Below are 16,115 nucleotides of genomic sequence, written 5' to 3' on the forward strand. Positions count from 1 at the left end.
GCTTTGATTTTGCTTTTCGCTTCTTCAATTTTGAAATTTCAAAGCTCTTTTTTTAGCTAACAAAAACTAAATGACACAGTTTATTTGACAGAACCATAATATCCCATTTTATTAAATCCTTTAACGAAAGAAATCCTTTGGACTTTTTCTACATTTCTCGTGTAAACATGACGTTTGCCTGCGATGCATTCGTCTTTAGTCGAAAAGGTAATTTATGAATATTCTCGTCATCGGTAGCGGCGGTCGTGAAAATGCGATTGCACTCGCTGTGAAAAAATCTCCGCTTTGTACGAATTTGATTTCGGCTCCGGGAAATCCGGGTATGGAACGCTTGGGCAAATGCATTCCCGTTGACGTTTCAAATCCGAATGCGATTGCGGATCTCGCTGAAAAAGAAAAAATTGATTTGACCATCGTAGGGCCAGAAGTTCCGCTGGTGAATGGCGTCATCGATGAATTTCGGAAGCGCGGACTGCGCGCATTTGGCCCGGTGAAAGGGGCTGCAGCGCTCGAAGGCAGTAAAGCGTTCTCCAAAAATTTCATGAAGAAATACGGCATCCCGACAGCTGCTTATGAAACCTTCACCGATTTAAATGCAGCGCTTGAATTTTTGAAAGCGCATCCGGCTCCGATTGTTGTCAAAGCTTCGGGCTTGGCTGCGGGCAAAGGCGCTGTCGTTTGCATGACGGATGCCGAAGCGATTGCTGCGGTCGAAGAAATGCTCGGCGATAAAGCGGTCTTTGGCGAATCGGGAAAAACGGTCGTCATCGAAGAATTTATGGAAGGCGAAGAAGCTTCGCTCTTTGCGGTTTGCGATGGCAAAGATTATGTGTTGCTTTCTTCGGCACAAGATCACAAGCGCGTCTTTGACGGGGACAAAGGTCCGAATACGGGCGGAATGGGCGCTTATACGCCGGCTCCTGTCGTAACCGATGAAATTCTTGCGACGGTAAAATCGCAGATTATCGAACCGACTCTCCGCGGGATGATCGCCGAAGGTTCACCTTATACAGGCGTTCTCTATGTGGGAATTATGGTGACGAAGAATGGCCCGAAAGTCGTGGAATACAACTGCCGTTTGGGCGACCCCGAATGTCAAGTGGTTCTGCCGGCTTATGACGGCGACGTTCTCGCTCTTTTTGACGCCGCCGAAAAAGGTGAACTCAAAAACTTTAACGCTCCGAAAGCGCCGAAAGGTTCCGCAGCGATTGTCGTCATCGCAAGCGAAGGTTATCCGGGCGCTTATCAAAAGGGCAAAGAAATCTCGGGCATTGAAGACGCAGAAGCCATTGGCGCAATGGTCGTTCACGCGGGCACCAAGATGCAAAATGGAAAACTCGTCACCGCAGGCGGTCGCGTTCTTGGCGTCGTCGGCGTTGGCAAAGATTTGCAAGCGGCACTCGATAAAGCTTACGAAGGCTGCGCAAAAATTCACTTTGACGGAGCATTCTTCCGCAAAGACATTGGACAAAAAGGACTCGCAAAATGCAAGAAGTAAAAAATCCCTTAGTCGGCATTGTCACGGGCAGTGCCTCGGACAAACCGATTGTTGATAAAGTCACAAGCATTCTCGATGAATTCGGAGTCGCTTGGGAATACAATGTTCTCTCTGCACATCGCACGCCGAATAAAACCGCCAAGTATGCACGCGAAGCCGAAGGTCGCGGAGTGCAAGTGCTAGTCGGAATCGCAGGCCTTGCCGCAGCTCTTCCGGGAACATTAGCCGCGCACACGACTCTTCCGGTGATTGGCGTTCCAGGTGACGGCGGTCCGCTTTCGGGAGTGGACGCTTTGCATTCTATCGTGCAAATGCCTTCGGGAATTCCGGTGGCGACGGTCGGAATCGGTAATGGGAAAAATGCCGCTTATCTCGCGATTGCAATTCTCGCTCTTTCGCACGCAGATATTCGTCAAAAGCTCGCGGACTACCGCAAATCTTTAGGCGATATTTAATCGTATGTTCAAACGCTTTTTCTTTTGTCTTGTGACGTTTGCCGCATTTCTCTTTGCCGAAAATGCGCCGCAAGCGCCGTGGACAAAAGGAGAAGAACTTTCGTTTCGTTTGAGCTGGGGAATTGTTTCGGCGGGTTCTGCCGATATGAAAGTGATTCCGCTTCCGGATGGAAAAATTCAATTTGAAAGCATCGCCCGCAATAATGGCGCATTCAAATCCATTTACCCGGTGGCAGATACTATTCGCACGATTTCTGTGGGCGAAAATTTCCTCCCCGAATCCTTTCTGCAAATCCTAAACGAAGGCAATTACCATAAAACCGCACAAATTCGATTTGACCGCAAACAAAAAACGGCGCGCCTTTCGGATACGGTTTTTGTAAACGCCAAACGCGATGAAGTCAAAACGCGAGTCGATACGACGATTTCGTTAAACGGTTACGAACATTGCATTATTTCGGCGTTTTACCGCGTTCGGAATATGGATTTGACCGGGAAAAAGGATACGTATTTTTCGGCGGTCAGCGGGAAAAAACGGTATTCTCTGCGGGTCATCGTCCACGGCAAAGAAAAAGTGGAAACGGATCTCGGCGAATTTGATTGCATCAAAGTGGAACCGGTTCTCGGCGATGACGGTGCCTTCAAAGCGGCGGGAAGACTTTTCATTTGGCTAACCGACGACGATCGTCGCTTGCCCGTTTTAATGCGTGTGAAAATTCCTATCGGTTCAATTAAAGGCGAATTGACCCATTTTCGGCAAGGAAAGACTCTGTAAACGGATTTTTGCGAAGTCTATTTTCTTTTTACATAAATAATTGAGCATATAATCCCAAGAATAAACTATATTCAACACGGAACTGTTCTATCTCTAAAAATAGAGGCTCTTTAGAAATGTTAAAAAAAGTTTGCATCCTGTTTTTTGCCATGGCTGTTGCCAGCTTTGCACAAGACGACTTTGCGTCTAGTGATGACGAAGGCGCAGTCCAGACGCCGGCATCGTATGAAGATGACGATGGAGAATCGGCAACAAATTCTCGTGCTGCGGATCGTGCGAAACGCCGTGAATTTGAAAAAGACCAAAAGTTGGATGAATTTGCAAATAACATCCGCCGTCGTGACTGGCTCAAAGACCGTTTGATTTTCCAACTCGGTATGGGTTCTCGTCAGCCGGTGATGGGCGAAACCGGACTCGGTATGGGCTTCGGCTTTGGCGCTGAATATATCACTCGCTGGCATTTGGGTTTATACGGCTCCTTCGGCTTTGTCCCGAGCGGCGATGACCCAGACTTCTCGGACTATAAATTGGAAGGCGGCACCGGTTGGAAGGTCGGTTTGAACTATTATCTCTTCCCAAAGAATCCGCTCCACTTGGGCTTCTCGGTTTCTTATGGTACGGTTTACTACGACCACGATATTACCGCCGACGAATCCAACGATTATACGCGTGAATTGTTGATGACGAATGGTTTCCAATTTGACGTTCTTATCACTTACCTCACAAATGAATGGTATTATCTGCAGTTTGCAATCGGTATGTATTATGCGCCGGATGCACACGATGATTCGCACAAGAAGAATATGCAAGGTGAAACAATTTCGCGCGTCATCGATGACGATGGCATTTCGAAATTCGGCTTGGTCTTTGGCATTACCATCGGCTTTGCTCTCCCGGAATTCTTCCCGGATGCAACGGAAATTCGTCGTCGCGAACGCGAAAAGAAATACTCCGAAGAAGAATAAATTCTTCGCAGAAAAAGGCGCCCTGTCGTGTTGAACGGCGGGGCATTTTTTTATCTTGTTTTCGTTCAACTTTCGGATTTTATTTTATGCTTTCTCAAAATCAATCGTTCTTTTTTGTCGGCGTTGCAGGCTCGGGAATGAGCGCAATCGCTGAATATCTCGCGGGCAAAGGCTTTTCGGTTTCGGGCTCGGACCGCAAATTTTCAAGTGCTGAAGGTGATCATGTGCGTGCGCAATTAGAAGCTTCGGGAATTAAAACTTTTCCGCAAGATGGTTCTGGCGTGCAAAAAAATTTGACGGCTATCGTCGTGAGCACTGCGATTGAAGAATCAAATCCGGATTTAAAACGCGCGTTAGAACTCGGCGTTCCGCGTTTGCATCGTAGCGAAATGCTCGCCCAAATTTCGGAAAGCGTTAAAACGATTTGCGTGAGCGGAACCAGTGGAAAAAGCACGGTCACCGGGATGATTTGGCATATTTTGAATTATGCGAAACTTTCGCCGTCCATTCTTTCGGGCGCAGGACTTGTGACTTTAGAAAAGCAAGGAAAAATCGGAAACGCAGTCGCGGGAAATGGCGAATGGCTTGTCGCCGAAGCCGATGAAAGCGATGGCACTCTCGTGCGGTATTCGCCAGAAATCGGCGTGATTTTAAATATCGGAAAAGACCACAAAGAAATTTCAGAATTGCAAAAAATTTTTGCGGAATTTTCGAAAAATATTACGAGCAAAAATAAAACGCTAATCGTTAACGAAGCCGATGAATTGGCGAATGCCTTTAGCGTGAATCATTTAAAAGATTTTGGGCTCGAAGCGAAAGCGGGCGTGCAAGGAATGGATTTTAAACCGGAAGGTTATGCGATTCGTTTTCGGGTTCGTCACGGAGGCGAACTCGTGCAATTTAAAGTGCCGCTTCCCGGTTTTCACAATATGATGAACGCACTCGCTGCGGTTGCGGTGGCAATTCAAGTCGGCGTGCCTCTTCGCAAATGCGCAGATGCGCTCGAATCGTTTGAGGGCATTCACCGGCGTCATCAAATCGTCGGATGTTTTAAAGGCGTCACGGTTGTCGATGACTTTGCGCATAATCCCGCAAAAATTGCAGCGAGCATTCACGCGGCGCAGGATTTTACAGCGGGACGCGTCATCGCTTATTTTCAACCGCATGGATTTGGCCCGACGCGATTCTTGCGCCATGATTTGGTCAAAGCGATGCAAGAAAGTTTGCGCGCACAAGATGCGATGTTTTTGAGCGAAATTTATTATGCCGGCGGAACGGTAACGCGGGATATTTCTTCGGGCGATTTAGTGAATGATTTGACCGCAAAAAATGTCCAAGCGTATTTTTACGCTGACCGAAATGAATGCGGCAAAGCGATGGTGCAATTTGCCAAAGAAGGTGATACGATTCTCGTGATGGGCGCACGCGATCCGAGCCTTTCGGCCTTTGCAAAAAATCTTGGCGAGGAACTTTCGAAATGAGTGAACAAAATAATCGTTATCAAAAAGCGATGAATCGCTTGGAAGAAATTTTAACGAAAATTGACCAAAGCGATGTGAGCGTTGACGAACTCGCAAGCCAAGTAGAAGAAGCGACGAAACTTCTCCGAGAATGCAAAGTGATTCTTTCGGAAACCGAGAAAAATGTGCAAAAAGCACTTTCGGATTTGAACGAAGAAACGGCGAAGGATTCGAATAACGGATGAGCGAATCGCTGAAAGTCGAAAACATCTCGGTTTATTATCCGATGCGAAGCGGCGTGTTTTCGCGGGTTTCGCATTATTTTAAAGCGGTGCAAGATGTTTCGTTTACTTTAGAAGCGGGCGAAATTTTAGCGGTCATCGGCGAATCGGGCTGCGGAAAAAGTACATTAGCGCAAGCGCTTGTCGGACTTTTGCCGTGGCATTCGGGCTCTTATTCTGTTTTTGGAAAATCGGTGGATGTTAAAAATCCGAAAGCATTTTCCGAAGTCCGCAAATCGGTGCAGATGGTTTTTCAAGATCCTTTTTCCAGTTTAAATCCGCGGCAAACCGTTTCGCAGATTTTAACTTTCCCGCTGATGGCGCAAGGAATTTCAAAAAAAGAAGCGCAGAAAAAAGCGGAGCAAGAATTGGAATGGGTTGGGCTTCCGACAGATTCTTTGGAACGTTTTCCGCATGAATTTTCGGGCGGGCAACGGCAGCGCATCGGCATTGCGCGCGCACTCATGGTCGATCCCAAAGTGATTATCGCCGACGAAGTGACGAGTGCTCTCGACGTTTCGGTGCAAGCACAAGTTTTAGAATTGCTTCAAAAATTGCGAAAGGAACTCGGCATTTCTCTCGTCTTCATTTCGCACGATATTCTCCTCGTGCGTTCTTTTGCAGACAAAGTCATCGTCATGTACAAAGGCAAAAAAATGGAAGAGGGAAATGTGCAAGATGTTTTAGTGAATCCGAAACATCCTTATACGCAAGCGCTCATCGCAAGTGTTCCCACTTTGGATTTTGATAAACCGCCGAAAGTTCCTGAGATGATGGATTTTTCTGTATGAAAAAAAATGCAACGGTCATTCTGCGGATGGAAAAAATGGCGCAGGGCGGCGATGCGATTTCGCATTTAGAAGATGGTCGAATTTGTTTTGTTGCAGGCGCACTTTCGGGAGAACTCGCCGAAGTTGTTTTAACGCAAAACAAAAAAGATTACGCCAAAGGATTTGCTCAAAAAATTCTCGAAAGTTCTGCGGAACGTGTAACGCCTGCGTGTCCGCTTTACGGAAAATGCGGCGGTTGTTCTTTGGAACACGCATCGTTTGCATTTCAACTCGAAATGTATCGTAGCGCGGTCGAAGAACTCTTTCGGCGATTTGCCAAAACGGAATTGCCCGCAGGTTGGAAAATTCACAGCGGAAATCCTTACGGATACAGAAATCGTGCGCGTTTAGTGCGAGCGGGAAATGGTTACGGTTTCCGCGAAAATCAAAGTCATCGCATTATTCCGATTTCGCATTGTAAAATTCTTTCGCCCGCATTAAACCGTTTTCTCGCCGACGGAAAATTTCCAAAGGTCGAAGAAATTTCTCTCTTCGATAATGGCAAAGGAAAAGTTTCGTATTTCTACAAAGGCATGCGCGAAAGTGAATTTCAAAAGTTTGCGCAAAATACGGTGCAGATAAATGATGTGAAAATTTCGATGGATTCCGCGTGCTTTTTTCAATCGAATTTAGAAGTGCTTCCAGAATTGGTTAACGCAGTCGTTGAATCGGCGGGCTCGGGAAATTATCTCATCGATTTATTCAGCGGCGTCGGATTTTTCGCTTCGATTTTGCAGAAAAATTTTAAGCGCATCGTGACTGTAGAACGCGAAGAAAAAGCGCTCGTTCATGCGAATCAAAATGTTCCGTCTGCAAAAAATATTTCGTCGCCGGCAGAAGAATGGCTTTTGCAAAATGACGCATCGGGCGCAGATGTTTTAATCGTAGATCCGCCGCGGACAGGACTTCCGCCGTCTGCGTTAGATGCAATCGTTCAAGCGAAGCCGGAAAAATTACTTTACATTTCTTGCGACCCCGCGACCCTTGCACGCGATTTTCGAAAATTTTCAGAAAGCGGATTTTCCATTGTGCGCGCCGAAGGTTTTGCGTTTTATCCGCAGACGCCACATTTTGAAATGTTCTTAGAACTTTGTGCAAAATCCAATTTGGAAATTTTGTAATTTATAGAAAGACGCAAGTTTTATTACGAGGATTTTATCATGAAAAATTTGACTTGGTTGATTGCATTGATGGCGATGGCATTTTTTGCTTGTTCATCGGAACCGGCGTCGATTGTAACCGGAAAAGAATTTATTCAGAATCGTTCTGCGGTCGCAGACACGGCGAGCATTTTTCATAGCTCGGATCCGTTTGTGATGCAGCTTCGCTACGGCAAAGCATTTGACTTTGCTAAAGTAAAATGGGAAATCGTCGATGCAAACGGAAAAGTGGTGAGCTCTAAAACGAGTGCGGTCAATAACAAACAAGATTCTTACACGGTGATTGTTTCGTCGGTGCGTCACGGCGGTATCGCTCGCGCAGCAGAAATTTTCCGCGCCAAAGAAGGAACATTTACGATTCGTTTTACCAATGCAGATGCGGGAACGCCGATTTTAGAAAAGCAAGTGCAAGTGGTTTTGAACAGCCAAAAAATCGGAGAATAATTCGCGCGCATGAAAAATTATTGCTTAATCGCTTTAACGGCTTCGGCATTTTTCGCTTGCTCTTCGGATGTCGAAGTCAATTATCGGCTTTCGAAAAATGTTCCCGTTGAATTGTATGTGGAAAGCACTTATTCGACGATTGATTTGAGCGGAATTGAACGCGTCGGAACGATCGTCGCCGATTATGTGCATCTCGATTATTCGCAAAAAGGCGATACGCTAATTATTCAGCGCAATTTTGAAATCGATAAATCGCGCGGTTATTTGAAAAATTCGCATCCGGCAGAATTGCAGTGGCGACTCCCGCAAGTGGTGACGAAAGGCATTGCCGAACGCACAGTCGCTGTAGAAGGCTTTGACGAATACGATTCTCTTTTGTATCGCATTCCGATGCCAACGCGCTGGCGCGATCAACTTTTGAATCCCGATTACCGCAAACATTTAGAGCGTCAAGAAAAGCATCGCTACGAAATGGATCATTTGCTCGTTGGAAAAATTCCAGAAAAAGGAAATATCACGCAGCTTTTAAAAGAGCGCGGACGATTAAAATTTGCGCTCATCCAAGTCGATTCTGTCGTGACCGATGGCTTTCACAATTTGGATAAACGCCAATGCTTCGGTTACACGGTTTACTTCAAAGAAAAAGAAAGCTTCCCGTATTACATTTGGGAACAGCACGTCAACAGTAAAATCGGCACCGAAAAATTCCAAGCATATCATACGGGGCTCAAAGCCGAATATGAAACCGCTTATTGGGTAACTCTTGATCCCGAAACAGGCGTGCCTTGCCAAGAGCGCGAAGTCAAAGCGGGAATTCATACGATGGTCAATCCGAAAACCGGCGACACCGCGACATTTAAAAGCAACACAACTCTCGAACGCCTTTACACGGTCAACGATACGCTGGAAACGAAATGAAAATTTTCCCTCTTTTCTGCGTGAGCGCATTTTCGTTTTTGCTTCTCGCTTGTAGCAGCACCAAATCGGCGCAGCAAGTGATGGCCGAAGATCGCGCTTATATGTATAAAGAAGCGTATAAAGCGTATATCGATGCCGAAAATAAATATCTGAATTTGCTTTTTAACATCGAGCGTTTGCCCGAAGAAGAAGAACTTTGGATAATGAAGCGCGAACAAATGCGGGAATTGGAACAGCTCAAAGCGAGCATGCTCCAAGCGCGTGGGGAACTCGACGAATCGCTTCAAGATTGGGAAAAATATTTAGCGGAATTGCAAAAAGAAACCGCAGCCGCAGCGGCGACAAAGCGGGCTCATTTCCGCGATCCGAACGATGCGCGGACTTCTCCGGGACAATTATTACCGGGCGAATTTGAAAGCAAACTGCGCTAACGGGAGAAAGTTTTGATCGGAGTTTTTGACTCGGGATTTGGCGGCCTTACAATCTTTCACGAATTGCGAAAGGCTCTTCCTGCGTATGATTTCGTCTATTTGGGCGATAATGCGCGGGCGCCTTACGGCTCGCGTCCGTTTGAAACCATTTACCGTTATACTCTCGAAGCGGTGAAAGCATTATTCCGAATGGGCTGCCCCCTCGTCATTCTCGCATGTAACACGGCGAGCGCTCGCGCTCTCCGCACCATTCAACAAAAAGATTTGCCGCAGATTGCTCCCGAAAATCGCGTCTTAGGCATCATTCGTCCGACGGCAGAAGAAGCGGATTCCTTTTCCCGAACGGGACATTTGGGCATTCTCGGCACCGCAGGAACTGTCGTCTCGGGCAGTTATCCGCTCGAAATTCATCGATTCTTCCCGCAGTTAACCGTTACACAGCAAGCGTGTCCGCTTTGGGCAACTCTCGTCGAAAATGGCGAAGTCAATTCCGAAGGAACGCGGTATTTTGTAAAACGCGACATCGACCGTTTGCTTGCGCAGGATCCCAAAATCGATGCGATGCTTTTGGCGTGCACCCATTATCCACTGCTTTATCCGGTTATCCGCGAAGTGGCACCGCCAGAAGTAAGAATTATTTCTCAGGGTGAAATCGTCGCCAAAAAGACGGTGGATTATTTGAACCGGCATCCCGAAATCGAAAAACGCCTAACCCGCGGCGGAAAAGTGGACTTTTTTACCACCGATACCCCCGAATTTTTCAGCAAAGGAGCCAATTTCTTTGGAGAACATAACGTTTTTGCAAAAAATTTATCTTTTTGACGTATAATTTTGTATTTTGCATGGGGAAAAAAACGAACCACCTTTGGTCCGCTTTTGATGCTTTTATCTTGAGGAAATACGAATTATGCCGCAAATACAGATTAACTTAACCGGTTGGCAAGGCTTCCGTGGCAAGAACACGGGCAGTTTGCTTTATGTTGAAACGAGTCATTTGACTGTTGTCCCAGTCCGTGACCAAATGAATGAAAATGGAAAGGGCGCATGTTTCGAACCGAACTATGAAACTTCTACCTACGGTTTTGTTTCGTGCTATAATGTCAAGAATATCAACAAAATTGTGCAGCAGAACAAGAGCCGCTACATTTTGTTTGGAACGCGCTACGAAGGCGGCGATCCGGATTACAAAAACAAGTATCTCATCATGGGATATATGAAAATTATGAATACGAAAGATGTGCGTTCGCGTCACATTCAATCGTATATGGCAAACTCGGGCAAAGAAGAACCCGAATGTATGCTTTTAAAAGAAGACATCGCTGTGCAAGGCCCGATGCATTTTGTTTCTCTTCAAGACGCTTTCGTTTTGACCGACGAACGTTTGAAGGAATGGGGTTATAAAGGCCACGCAAATCGTCAAGCGAAAACCATTTTTAATGAAGAACACACAAAAATCATTTTGGATCATTTGGATTCTCGCGATGATAAAATTGACGAATACATTGCGACAGTGGAAGAATTTAAGAAAGCTTATGCAGCGCAACAAGCCGCAGAAGCTGCAGAATAATTCTGAAGTTGAAAATGTTGAGGCGCCGCAAGGCGCCTTTTTTCGTGGGCAATTTTGAAAATTACTTTTTCCGCGGGGAATTGTGTTTAAAGTAACTGCCGCGGCGTGCACGACGAGATTGTTCACGTTCTTCGGCGCGTTCTTTGCTCGGTTCGTAAGTGCGGCCTTCTTTATACGATGTATGCGAAAGCAGCAACCGCGAGACTTTTCCCATTTTGAGTCGGTCTAAAGTTTTCTCAATCCAAATGCGATTTTCTGGAATGTACCAAAAGAAGAAACGCTTCTGATTATTTTTTTGTTCGGCGGTTTTTGCCACATAAAGCGGGCGACCGTCGGGGAGCATTTCGGCGTAATACATTTCGGTCGCAATCGTCATCGGCGTCGGCGTAAAATCTTGCACTTGCTCCAATTTAAATCCGAGCTGTTTTGTTTCGAGGGCGAGTTCTGCCATATCTTTTTCGGTGCAGCCCGGATGACTCGAAATGAAATACGGAATAATTTGCTGATGCTTTCCTGCGGCTGCGCTTTCTTTGTCGAAGAGTTCTTTGAATTTGTAAAAGAGAGAAAATGACGGTTTGCGGATAAGGCTTAACACCGAATCCGAAGTGTGTTCTGGTGCAACTTTTAAGCGCCCGCTGACATGATTGCGAATGAGTTCGCGCGCATATTCTAAGTGATCGGCGAGAAGGGTTTTGTCTGTCGTTTCTTGTAAAATGAGATCATAACGAACACCGCTTCCGATAAAGAGATGTTTGATTTTTGGATTCTTCGAAACTTCGCGGTAAAGTTCTGTAATTTCGTGATGCCGCGTATTCATATTGTCGCAAATTCGCGGGAAAACGCAACTCGGGCGTGCGCATTTTTCGCAACGGCTTCGGTCTTTTCCTCGCATTAAATACATATTTGCGCTCGGACCGCCGAGATCGCTAATCGTTCCGGCGAATCCTGGCATCTGCGTTACTTTTTCGACTTCGCGGAGAATGCTTTCTTTGGAACGGCTCGCAACATATTTTCCTTGGTGCGCATTAATCGCACAGAAACTGCAACCGCCAAAACATCCGCGGTGAGTTGTAATCGAAAATTTGATCATTTCAAATGCGGGAACAGGTCCGCGTTTTTTGTAGCGAGGATGCGGCGCACGCATATAAGGATATTCAAAACTTTCGTCGAGTTCGCCGTATTCCAAAGGCGGATAAGGCGGATTGATGACGACTGTCGTTTCGCCCGCATCTTGCAAAATCCGCTTCGCATGAATTTTATTGGTTTCAATTTCCGTTTTGCGGAATGCATCAAATTGAGTGCGCTTATTTTGAACGCATTCTTCGTAACTCGGAAGCACCAAATCAACGCAGTCTTTGTTCTTTGGCACTTGACCTTTTGGCACTAAGTAAGCTGTTTGCGGAATCGCATTTAAATTCGAAAAGGGAACGCCTTTTTTGAGAAGGTGTAAAAGTTCCTTCATCGGTTTTTCGCCCATACCGTAGATGAGTAAATCCGCATGAGTCGAAGCTAAAATCGGCGGATAAATTTTATCGTCCCAATAATCGTAATGGCTAATGCGTCGAAGGCTTGATTCGAGCCCGCCGATGACAACGGGAACATCGGGGTAAAGGCGTTTTAAAATTTTTGCGTAAACAGCGGTTGCGCGGTCGGGGCGAAATCCCGCTTTCCCGCCAGCGGTAAAAGCATCATCGCTCCGCAGACGTTTTCCTGCGGTATAATGATTTACCATACTGTCCATTCCACTTGAAATCGCAAAGAATAATCGCGGCTTTCCCAACTTTTTGAAATCGCGCAAATCGTCGCGCCAATTCGGCTGCGGAAGAATCGCGACGCGGTAACCTTCGTGCTCGATGAGGCGCGCCATCACCGCATGCCCAAATGAGGGATGATCGACGTAAGCGTCGGCAGAAATCACGATGACATCGACAAAATCCCATCCGCGGGCTTCGAGATCTTCTTTGGAAATGGGCAAAAATCCGTTGGTTTGCTGCATAGATTAAAGATAGAATTTGCACTGGACGGGCGATTCATTTTATTTCTATTTTTACTTTGCAATTTTTTCTCAAAGGACACAATATGAGCCGTTTGACAGAATCGAATGAATGGAAGGCCCTCCAAGCAAAAGCTCCGGAAGCCCAAAAATGGAATATGCGCGAAATGTTCGCCAAAGATGCAAAGCGTGCTGAAAAATTCAGCGCCGAAGCTTGCGGCATTTTCCTGGATTATTCCAAGAACTTAATCGACGACGATGTGATGGCAAAGCTCCGCGCTCTGCTTCCGTTTGCCAAGTTCGATGAAATGCGCAAGAATTTCTTCTCGGGCGTAAAAATTAACACGACCGAAAATCGCGCTGTTTTGCACACCGCACTCCGTTACAAGGGTTCGGATCCGATTTATGTGGACGGCAAAGATGTGATGCCCGAAGTTCGCAAAGTCCTCGAACACATGAAGGAATTTACGAATCTCGTCCGCAGCGGAAAGTGGCTCGGCTTTACGGGCAAGAAAATTCGCTATGTGGTGAACATCGGAATCGGCGGCTCGGATTTGGGCCCGGTGATGGTGACCGAAGCGCTCCGCCATTATGCAACTCCGGATTCTCCGGAAGTGTATTTCGTTTCGAATATCGACGGCACGCACATGGCAGAAACCTTGAAAAAGGTAAACATCGAAGAAACCCTTTTCATCGTTGCCTCGAAGACTTTCACAACACTCGAAACGATGACGAATGCGAACACCGCAAAAGCTGCTGTGCTCAAGGCATTTGGCGGCGACGTCAAATCGATTGCAAAACATTTCGTCGCCCTTTCGACAAACGCCGAAGCGGTCTCGGAATTTGGAATTGACACCGCTAACATGTTCGAATTCTGGAACTGGGTTGGTGGCCGTTATTCTCTTTGGTCTGCTATCGGTCTTTCGATTGCACTTCGCATCGGCTTTGACAATTACATGCAGCTGCACCAAGGCGCATACGAAATGGACGAACATTTCAAAACTGCACCAGTAGAAAAGAACCTCCCGATTATCTTGGCTTTGATCGGCATTTGGTACAACGACTTTATGGATGCACAGTCCTATGCAATGCTTCCGTATGACCAATACATGCATCGCTTTGCCGCTTACTTCCAGCAAGCCGATATGGAATCGAATGGTAAAACCGTTGACCGCGATTCGAAACGCGTCGATTATCAAACCGGTCCGATTCTTTGGGGCGAACCGGGCACGAATGGTCAGCACGCATTCTATCAGCTGATTCATCAGGGCACAAAGATGATTCCGTGCGACTTCATCGCACCGGCAAATTCTCTCAACGCTGTCGGCGATCATCACCGCAAACTCCTCTCGAACTTCTTTGCTCAACCGGAAGCTTTGATGAACGGCAAAACTCTCGCCGAAGCTACCGAAGAACTCCGCAAAGCGGGCAAGTCCGAAGAAGAAATCAAGATGCTCGCGCCGCACAAAGTCTTCGAAGGCAACAAGCCGACGAACAGCATCTTCGTCGATACGATTGATCCGAGAACTCTCGGTTCTCTCATCGCGATGTATGAACACAAAATCTTCACGCAGGGCGTTATCTGGAACATCAACAGCTTCGACCAATGGGGCGTTGAACTCGGCAAGCAACTGGCGAAGAAGATTATCCCGGAACTCGAAAAGGGCGAAAAGGATGCGAACGTGGAACTTTCTCACGATTCGAGCACAAACGGACTTATCCGTTGGTACTTCAAGCATCATCGCTAATCTGATCTGCATCGCAGAAATTTGAAAAGAGAACCTCGCAAGGGGGGCTCTTTTTTTGCAACGAAGCCGCCTTAACATTTCTCATTCCTAAACATCATATCCACTTATCAAGATTGCATTTTATACACAAACGAAGCGCTGAAAAATGCAATCTGCCTAAAAATTTCAGCCAATCAAAATCATTTGATAAATCGTAAAAAATGAGAATAGAAAAATGCCAAAGATATATCTTGGGGCTTGAGGAATGTCGTTTAAGTCAAATTTTAATTTCCACGAAATCGAGGGATTTAAAAAGAGACTGGGTTAAATGCATATACACTTTCACCGCAAAATCGCATTGAAATTTGCCTGTTGGATTTTGTAAAATTTGAACTTTATCTAATCAAAGAATTTCAACATTTAAAAGAAAAGTAAATCGGCCACTTGCAAAGTGTGAATTTTCTAAAATCAATAATCACATTCAAACCGATGCGATTAAACGAAAAGCAATTCTGCAAAAGTTAACACCTAAACCCAATCTTTCAAAATGCTAAACCGCCATTTCGCGCGAGGAAATGTAAGATCTTAGAACTTAGATTTTAGAGCTTAGAATTTTCTAAGATCAAAGTTCTAAGCTCTAAGTTCTCAAATTCCGCGCGGCTACGGCGCGCCATTCCATTTCTAACTCGCCGCAGGCGGAGCACCGCAAAGCGGTGCGCTCTCATTCCTAACTATTTCCGTCACCACCTTCATCGGACACTCGGAGAACCTAGAGACGGTCGTTACTACCTTCATCGGCGTCCCGGAGAACCTGGAGACGGTCGTTGCTAGCCTCATCGGCGTCCCGAAGCACTTAGAAACGCTCGTCGCTAGCCTCATCGGAGAGTCGGAGAACCTAGAGACGGCCGTCGCTACCTTCATCGGAGAGTCGGAGAACCTAGAAACGGTCGTCGCTAGCATCATCGGCGTCTCGGAGAAGCTGGAGACGGTCATCGCCACCTTCATCGGCGTCCCGGAGCACTTAGAAACGGTCGTTGCTAGCCTCATCGGCGTCCCGGAGAAGCTAGAAACGGTCGTCACCACCTTCATCGGAGTTTCGGAGAACTTAGAAACGGTCGTCACTACCTTCATCGGCGTCCCGGAGAAGCTAGAAACGGTCGTCACTAGCCTCATCGGCGTCCCGGAGCACTTAGAAACGGTCGTTGCTAGCCTCATCGGCGTCCCGGAGCACTTAGAAACGGTCGTCTCCACCTTCATCGGAGCGTCGGAGAACCTAGAAACGGTCGTCTCCACCTTCATCGGAGCGTCGGAGATCCTAGAGACGGTCGTCGCTACTTTCATCGGCGTCCCGGAGAAGCTTTTATAATGAGAAATGTAGATGATGGCGCTCCGCGCGGTAATGCAAGATCTTAGAACTTAGATTTTAGAGCTTAGAATTTCTAAGATCAAAGTTCTAAGCTCTAAGTTCTCAAATTCCGCGCGGCTTCGCCGCCATTATTTCCAATTATGCATTGTTAATTGTGCATTGGCTAATAGTGCATTGAAACTAGCGCTTCGCGCGGTAATGCAAGATCTTAGAACTTAGATTTTAGAGCTTAGAATTTTCTAAGA

The 16,115-nt window shown here is 46.5% G+C and carries 16 protein-coding genes; 14 read left to right on the forward strand and 2 right to left on the reverse strand.

The genetic code is table 11. The features are described from left to right. Positions 1-214 precede the first annotated feature (214 nt). The 13 genes from purD to B0H50_RS12280 all read left to right on the forward strand — a co-directional run bounded on the left by purD (position 215) and on the right by B0H50_RS12280 (position 10,784). Positions 215-1,498 (forward strand): phosphoribosylamine--glycine ligase, encoded by a 1,284-nt coding sequence (purD, locus tag B0H50_RS12220; protein WP_106199929.1) that lies wholly within the window; start codon positions 215-217, stop codon positions 1,496-1,498. Further along, positions 1,486-1,953 carry a 5-(carboxyamino)imidazole ribonucleotide mutase gene (gene purE / locus B0H50_RS12225; protein ID WP_106199931.1) on the forward strand — a complete coding sequence of 156 codons (468 nt, stop codon included), beginning with the start codon at positions 1,486-1,488 and terminating at the stop codon, positions 1,951-1,953. The genes purD and purE overlap by 13 nt, the downstream gene beginning before the upstream one ends. A gap of 4 nt (positions 1,954-1,957) precedes the next feature. Then, positions 1,958-2,728 (forward strand): DUF3108 domain-containing protein, encoded by a 771-nt coding sequence (locus tag B0H50_RS12230; protein WP_106199933.1) that lies wholly within the window; start codon positions 1,958-1,960, stop codon positions 2,726-2,728. 149 nt (positions 2,729-2,877) lie between these two features. Continuing rightward, positions 2,878-3,693 carry a hypothetical protein gene (locus B0H50_RS12235; protein WP_146193763.1) on the forward strand — a complete coding sequence of 272 codons (816 nt, stop codon included), beginning with the start codon at positions 2,878-2,880 and terminating at the stop codon, positions 3,691-3,693. 86 nt (positions 3,694-3,779) lie between these two features. Further along, positions 3,780-5,174, forward strand: a complete 1,395-nt coding sequence (locus B0H50_RS12240) for a UDP-N-acetylmuramate--L-alanine ligase (protein ID WP_106199937.1) — start codon at positions 3,780-3,782, stop codon at positions 5,172-5,174. Continuing rightward, on the forward strand, positions 5,171-5,398 hold the full coding sequence (gene xseB / locus B0H50_RS12245) for an exodeoxyribonuclease VII small subunit (RefSeq protein WP_106199939.1): 228 nt from the start codon (positions 5,171-5,173) through the stop codon (positions 5,396-5,398). Before B0H50_RS12240 ends, xseB begins: the two co-directional genes overlap by 4 nt. Further along, positions 5,395-6,225: an ABC transporter ATP-binding protein gene (locus B0H50_RS12250; RefSeq protein WP_106199941.1), complete on the forward strand. Its 831-nt coding sequence runs from the start codon at positions 5,395-5,397 to the stop codon at positions 6,223-6,225. The genes xseB and B0H50_RS12250 overlap by 4 nt, the downstream gene beginning before the upstream one ends. After that, on the forward strand, positions 6,222-7,385 hold the full coding sequence (locus B0H50_RS12255) for a class I SAM-dependent RNA methyltransferase (RefSeq protein ID WP_109587852.1): 1,164 nt from the start codon (positions 6,222-6,224) through the stop codon (positions 7,383-7,385). The genes B0H50_RS12250 and B0H50_RS12255 overlap by 4 nt, the downstream gene beginning before the upstream one ends. 39 nt (positions 7,386-7,424) lie before the next feature. Beyond that, complete coding sequence (locus B0H50_RS12260; protein ID WP_109587853.1) at positions 7,425-7,868, forward strand: hypothetical protein; 444 nt, start codon at positions 7,425-7,427, stop codon at positions 7,866-7,868. 9 nt (positions 7,869-7,877) lie between these two features. After that, the gene (locus B0H50_RS12265; protein ID WP_109587854.1) at positions 7,878-8,786 is read left to right on the forward strand and encodes a hypothetical protein; all 909 of its coding nucleotides are present in this window, start codon (positions 7,878-7,880) and stop codon (positions 8,784-8,786) included. Then, positions 8,783-9,217 (forward strand): hypothetical protein, encoded by a 435-nt coding sequence (locus tag B0H50_RS12270; protein WP_106199949.1) that lies wholly within the window; start codon positions 8,783-8,785, stop codon positions 9,215-9,217. Before B0H50_RS12265 ends, B0H50_RS12270 begins: the two co-directional genes overlap by 4 nt. A 12-nt stretch (positions 9,218-9,229) precedes the next feature. Beyond that, positions 9,230-10,039 carry a glutamate racemase gene (gene murI / locus B0H50_RS12275; RefSeq protein ID WP_109587855.1) on the forward strand — a complete coding sequence of 270 codons (810 nt, stop codon included), beginning with the start codon at positions 9,230-9,232 and terminating at the stop codon, positions 10,037-10,039. An 85-nt stretch (positions 10,040-10,124) separates the two neighbouring features. Further along, the gene (locus B0H50_RS12280) at positions 10,125-10,784 is read left to right on the forward strand and encodes a hypothetical protein (protein WP_106199953.1); all 660 of its coding nucleotides are present in this window, start codon (positions 10,125-10,127) and stop codon (positions 10,782-10,784) included. Positions 10,785-10,845: 61 nt separating this feature from the next. Here B0H50_RS12280 and B0H50_RS12285 read toward each other — a convergent pair whose 3' ends face one another. After that, positions 10,846-12,780, reverse strand: coding sequence for a YgiQ family radical SAM protein (locus B0H50_RS12285; protein WP_106199955.1), 1,935 nt, complete (start codon positions 12,778-12,780; stop codon positions 10,846-10,848). An 83-nt stretch (positions 12,781-12,863) separates the two neighbouring features. Between B0H50_RS12285 and pgi the strand changes: the two genes are divergently transcribed. Next, entirely contained in the window at positions 12,864-14,525 is a 1,662-nt protein-coding gene (pgi, locus tag B0H50_RS12290) for a glucose-6-phosphate isomerase (RefSeq protein WP_106199960.1), read from the forward strand. 660 nt (positions 14,526-15,185) lie between these two features. On the opposite strand, the gene B0H50_RS12295 is transcribed toward pgi, so the two are convergent. Further along, the gene (locus B0H50_RS12295; RefSeq protein ID WP_109587856.1) at positions 15,186-15,845 is read right to left on the reverse strand and encodes a ribosomal eL19 family protein; all 660 of its coding nucleotides are present in this window, start codon (positions 15,843-15,845) and stop codon (positions 15,186-15,188) included. Positions 15,846-16,115 lie beyond the last annotated feature (270 nt).

It is taken from the genome of Hallerella porci, from assembly GCF_003148885.1.
GTDB lineage: Bacteria > Fibrobacterota > Fibrobacteria > Fibrobacterales > Fibrobacteraceae > Hallerella > Hallerella porci.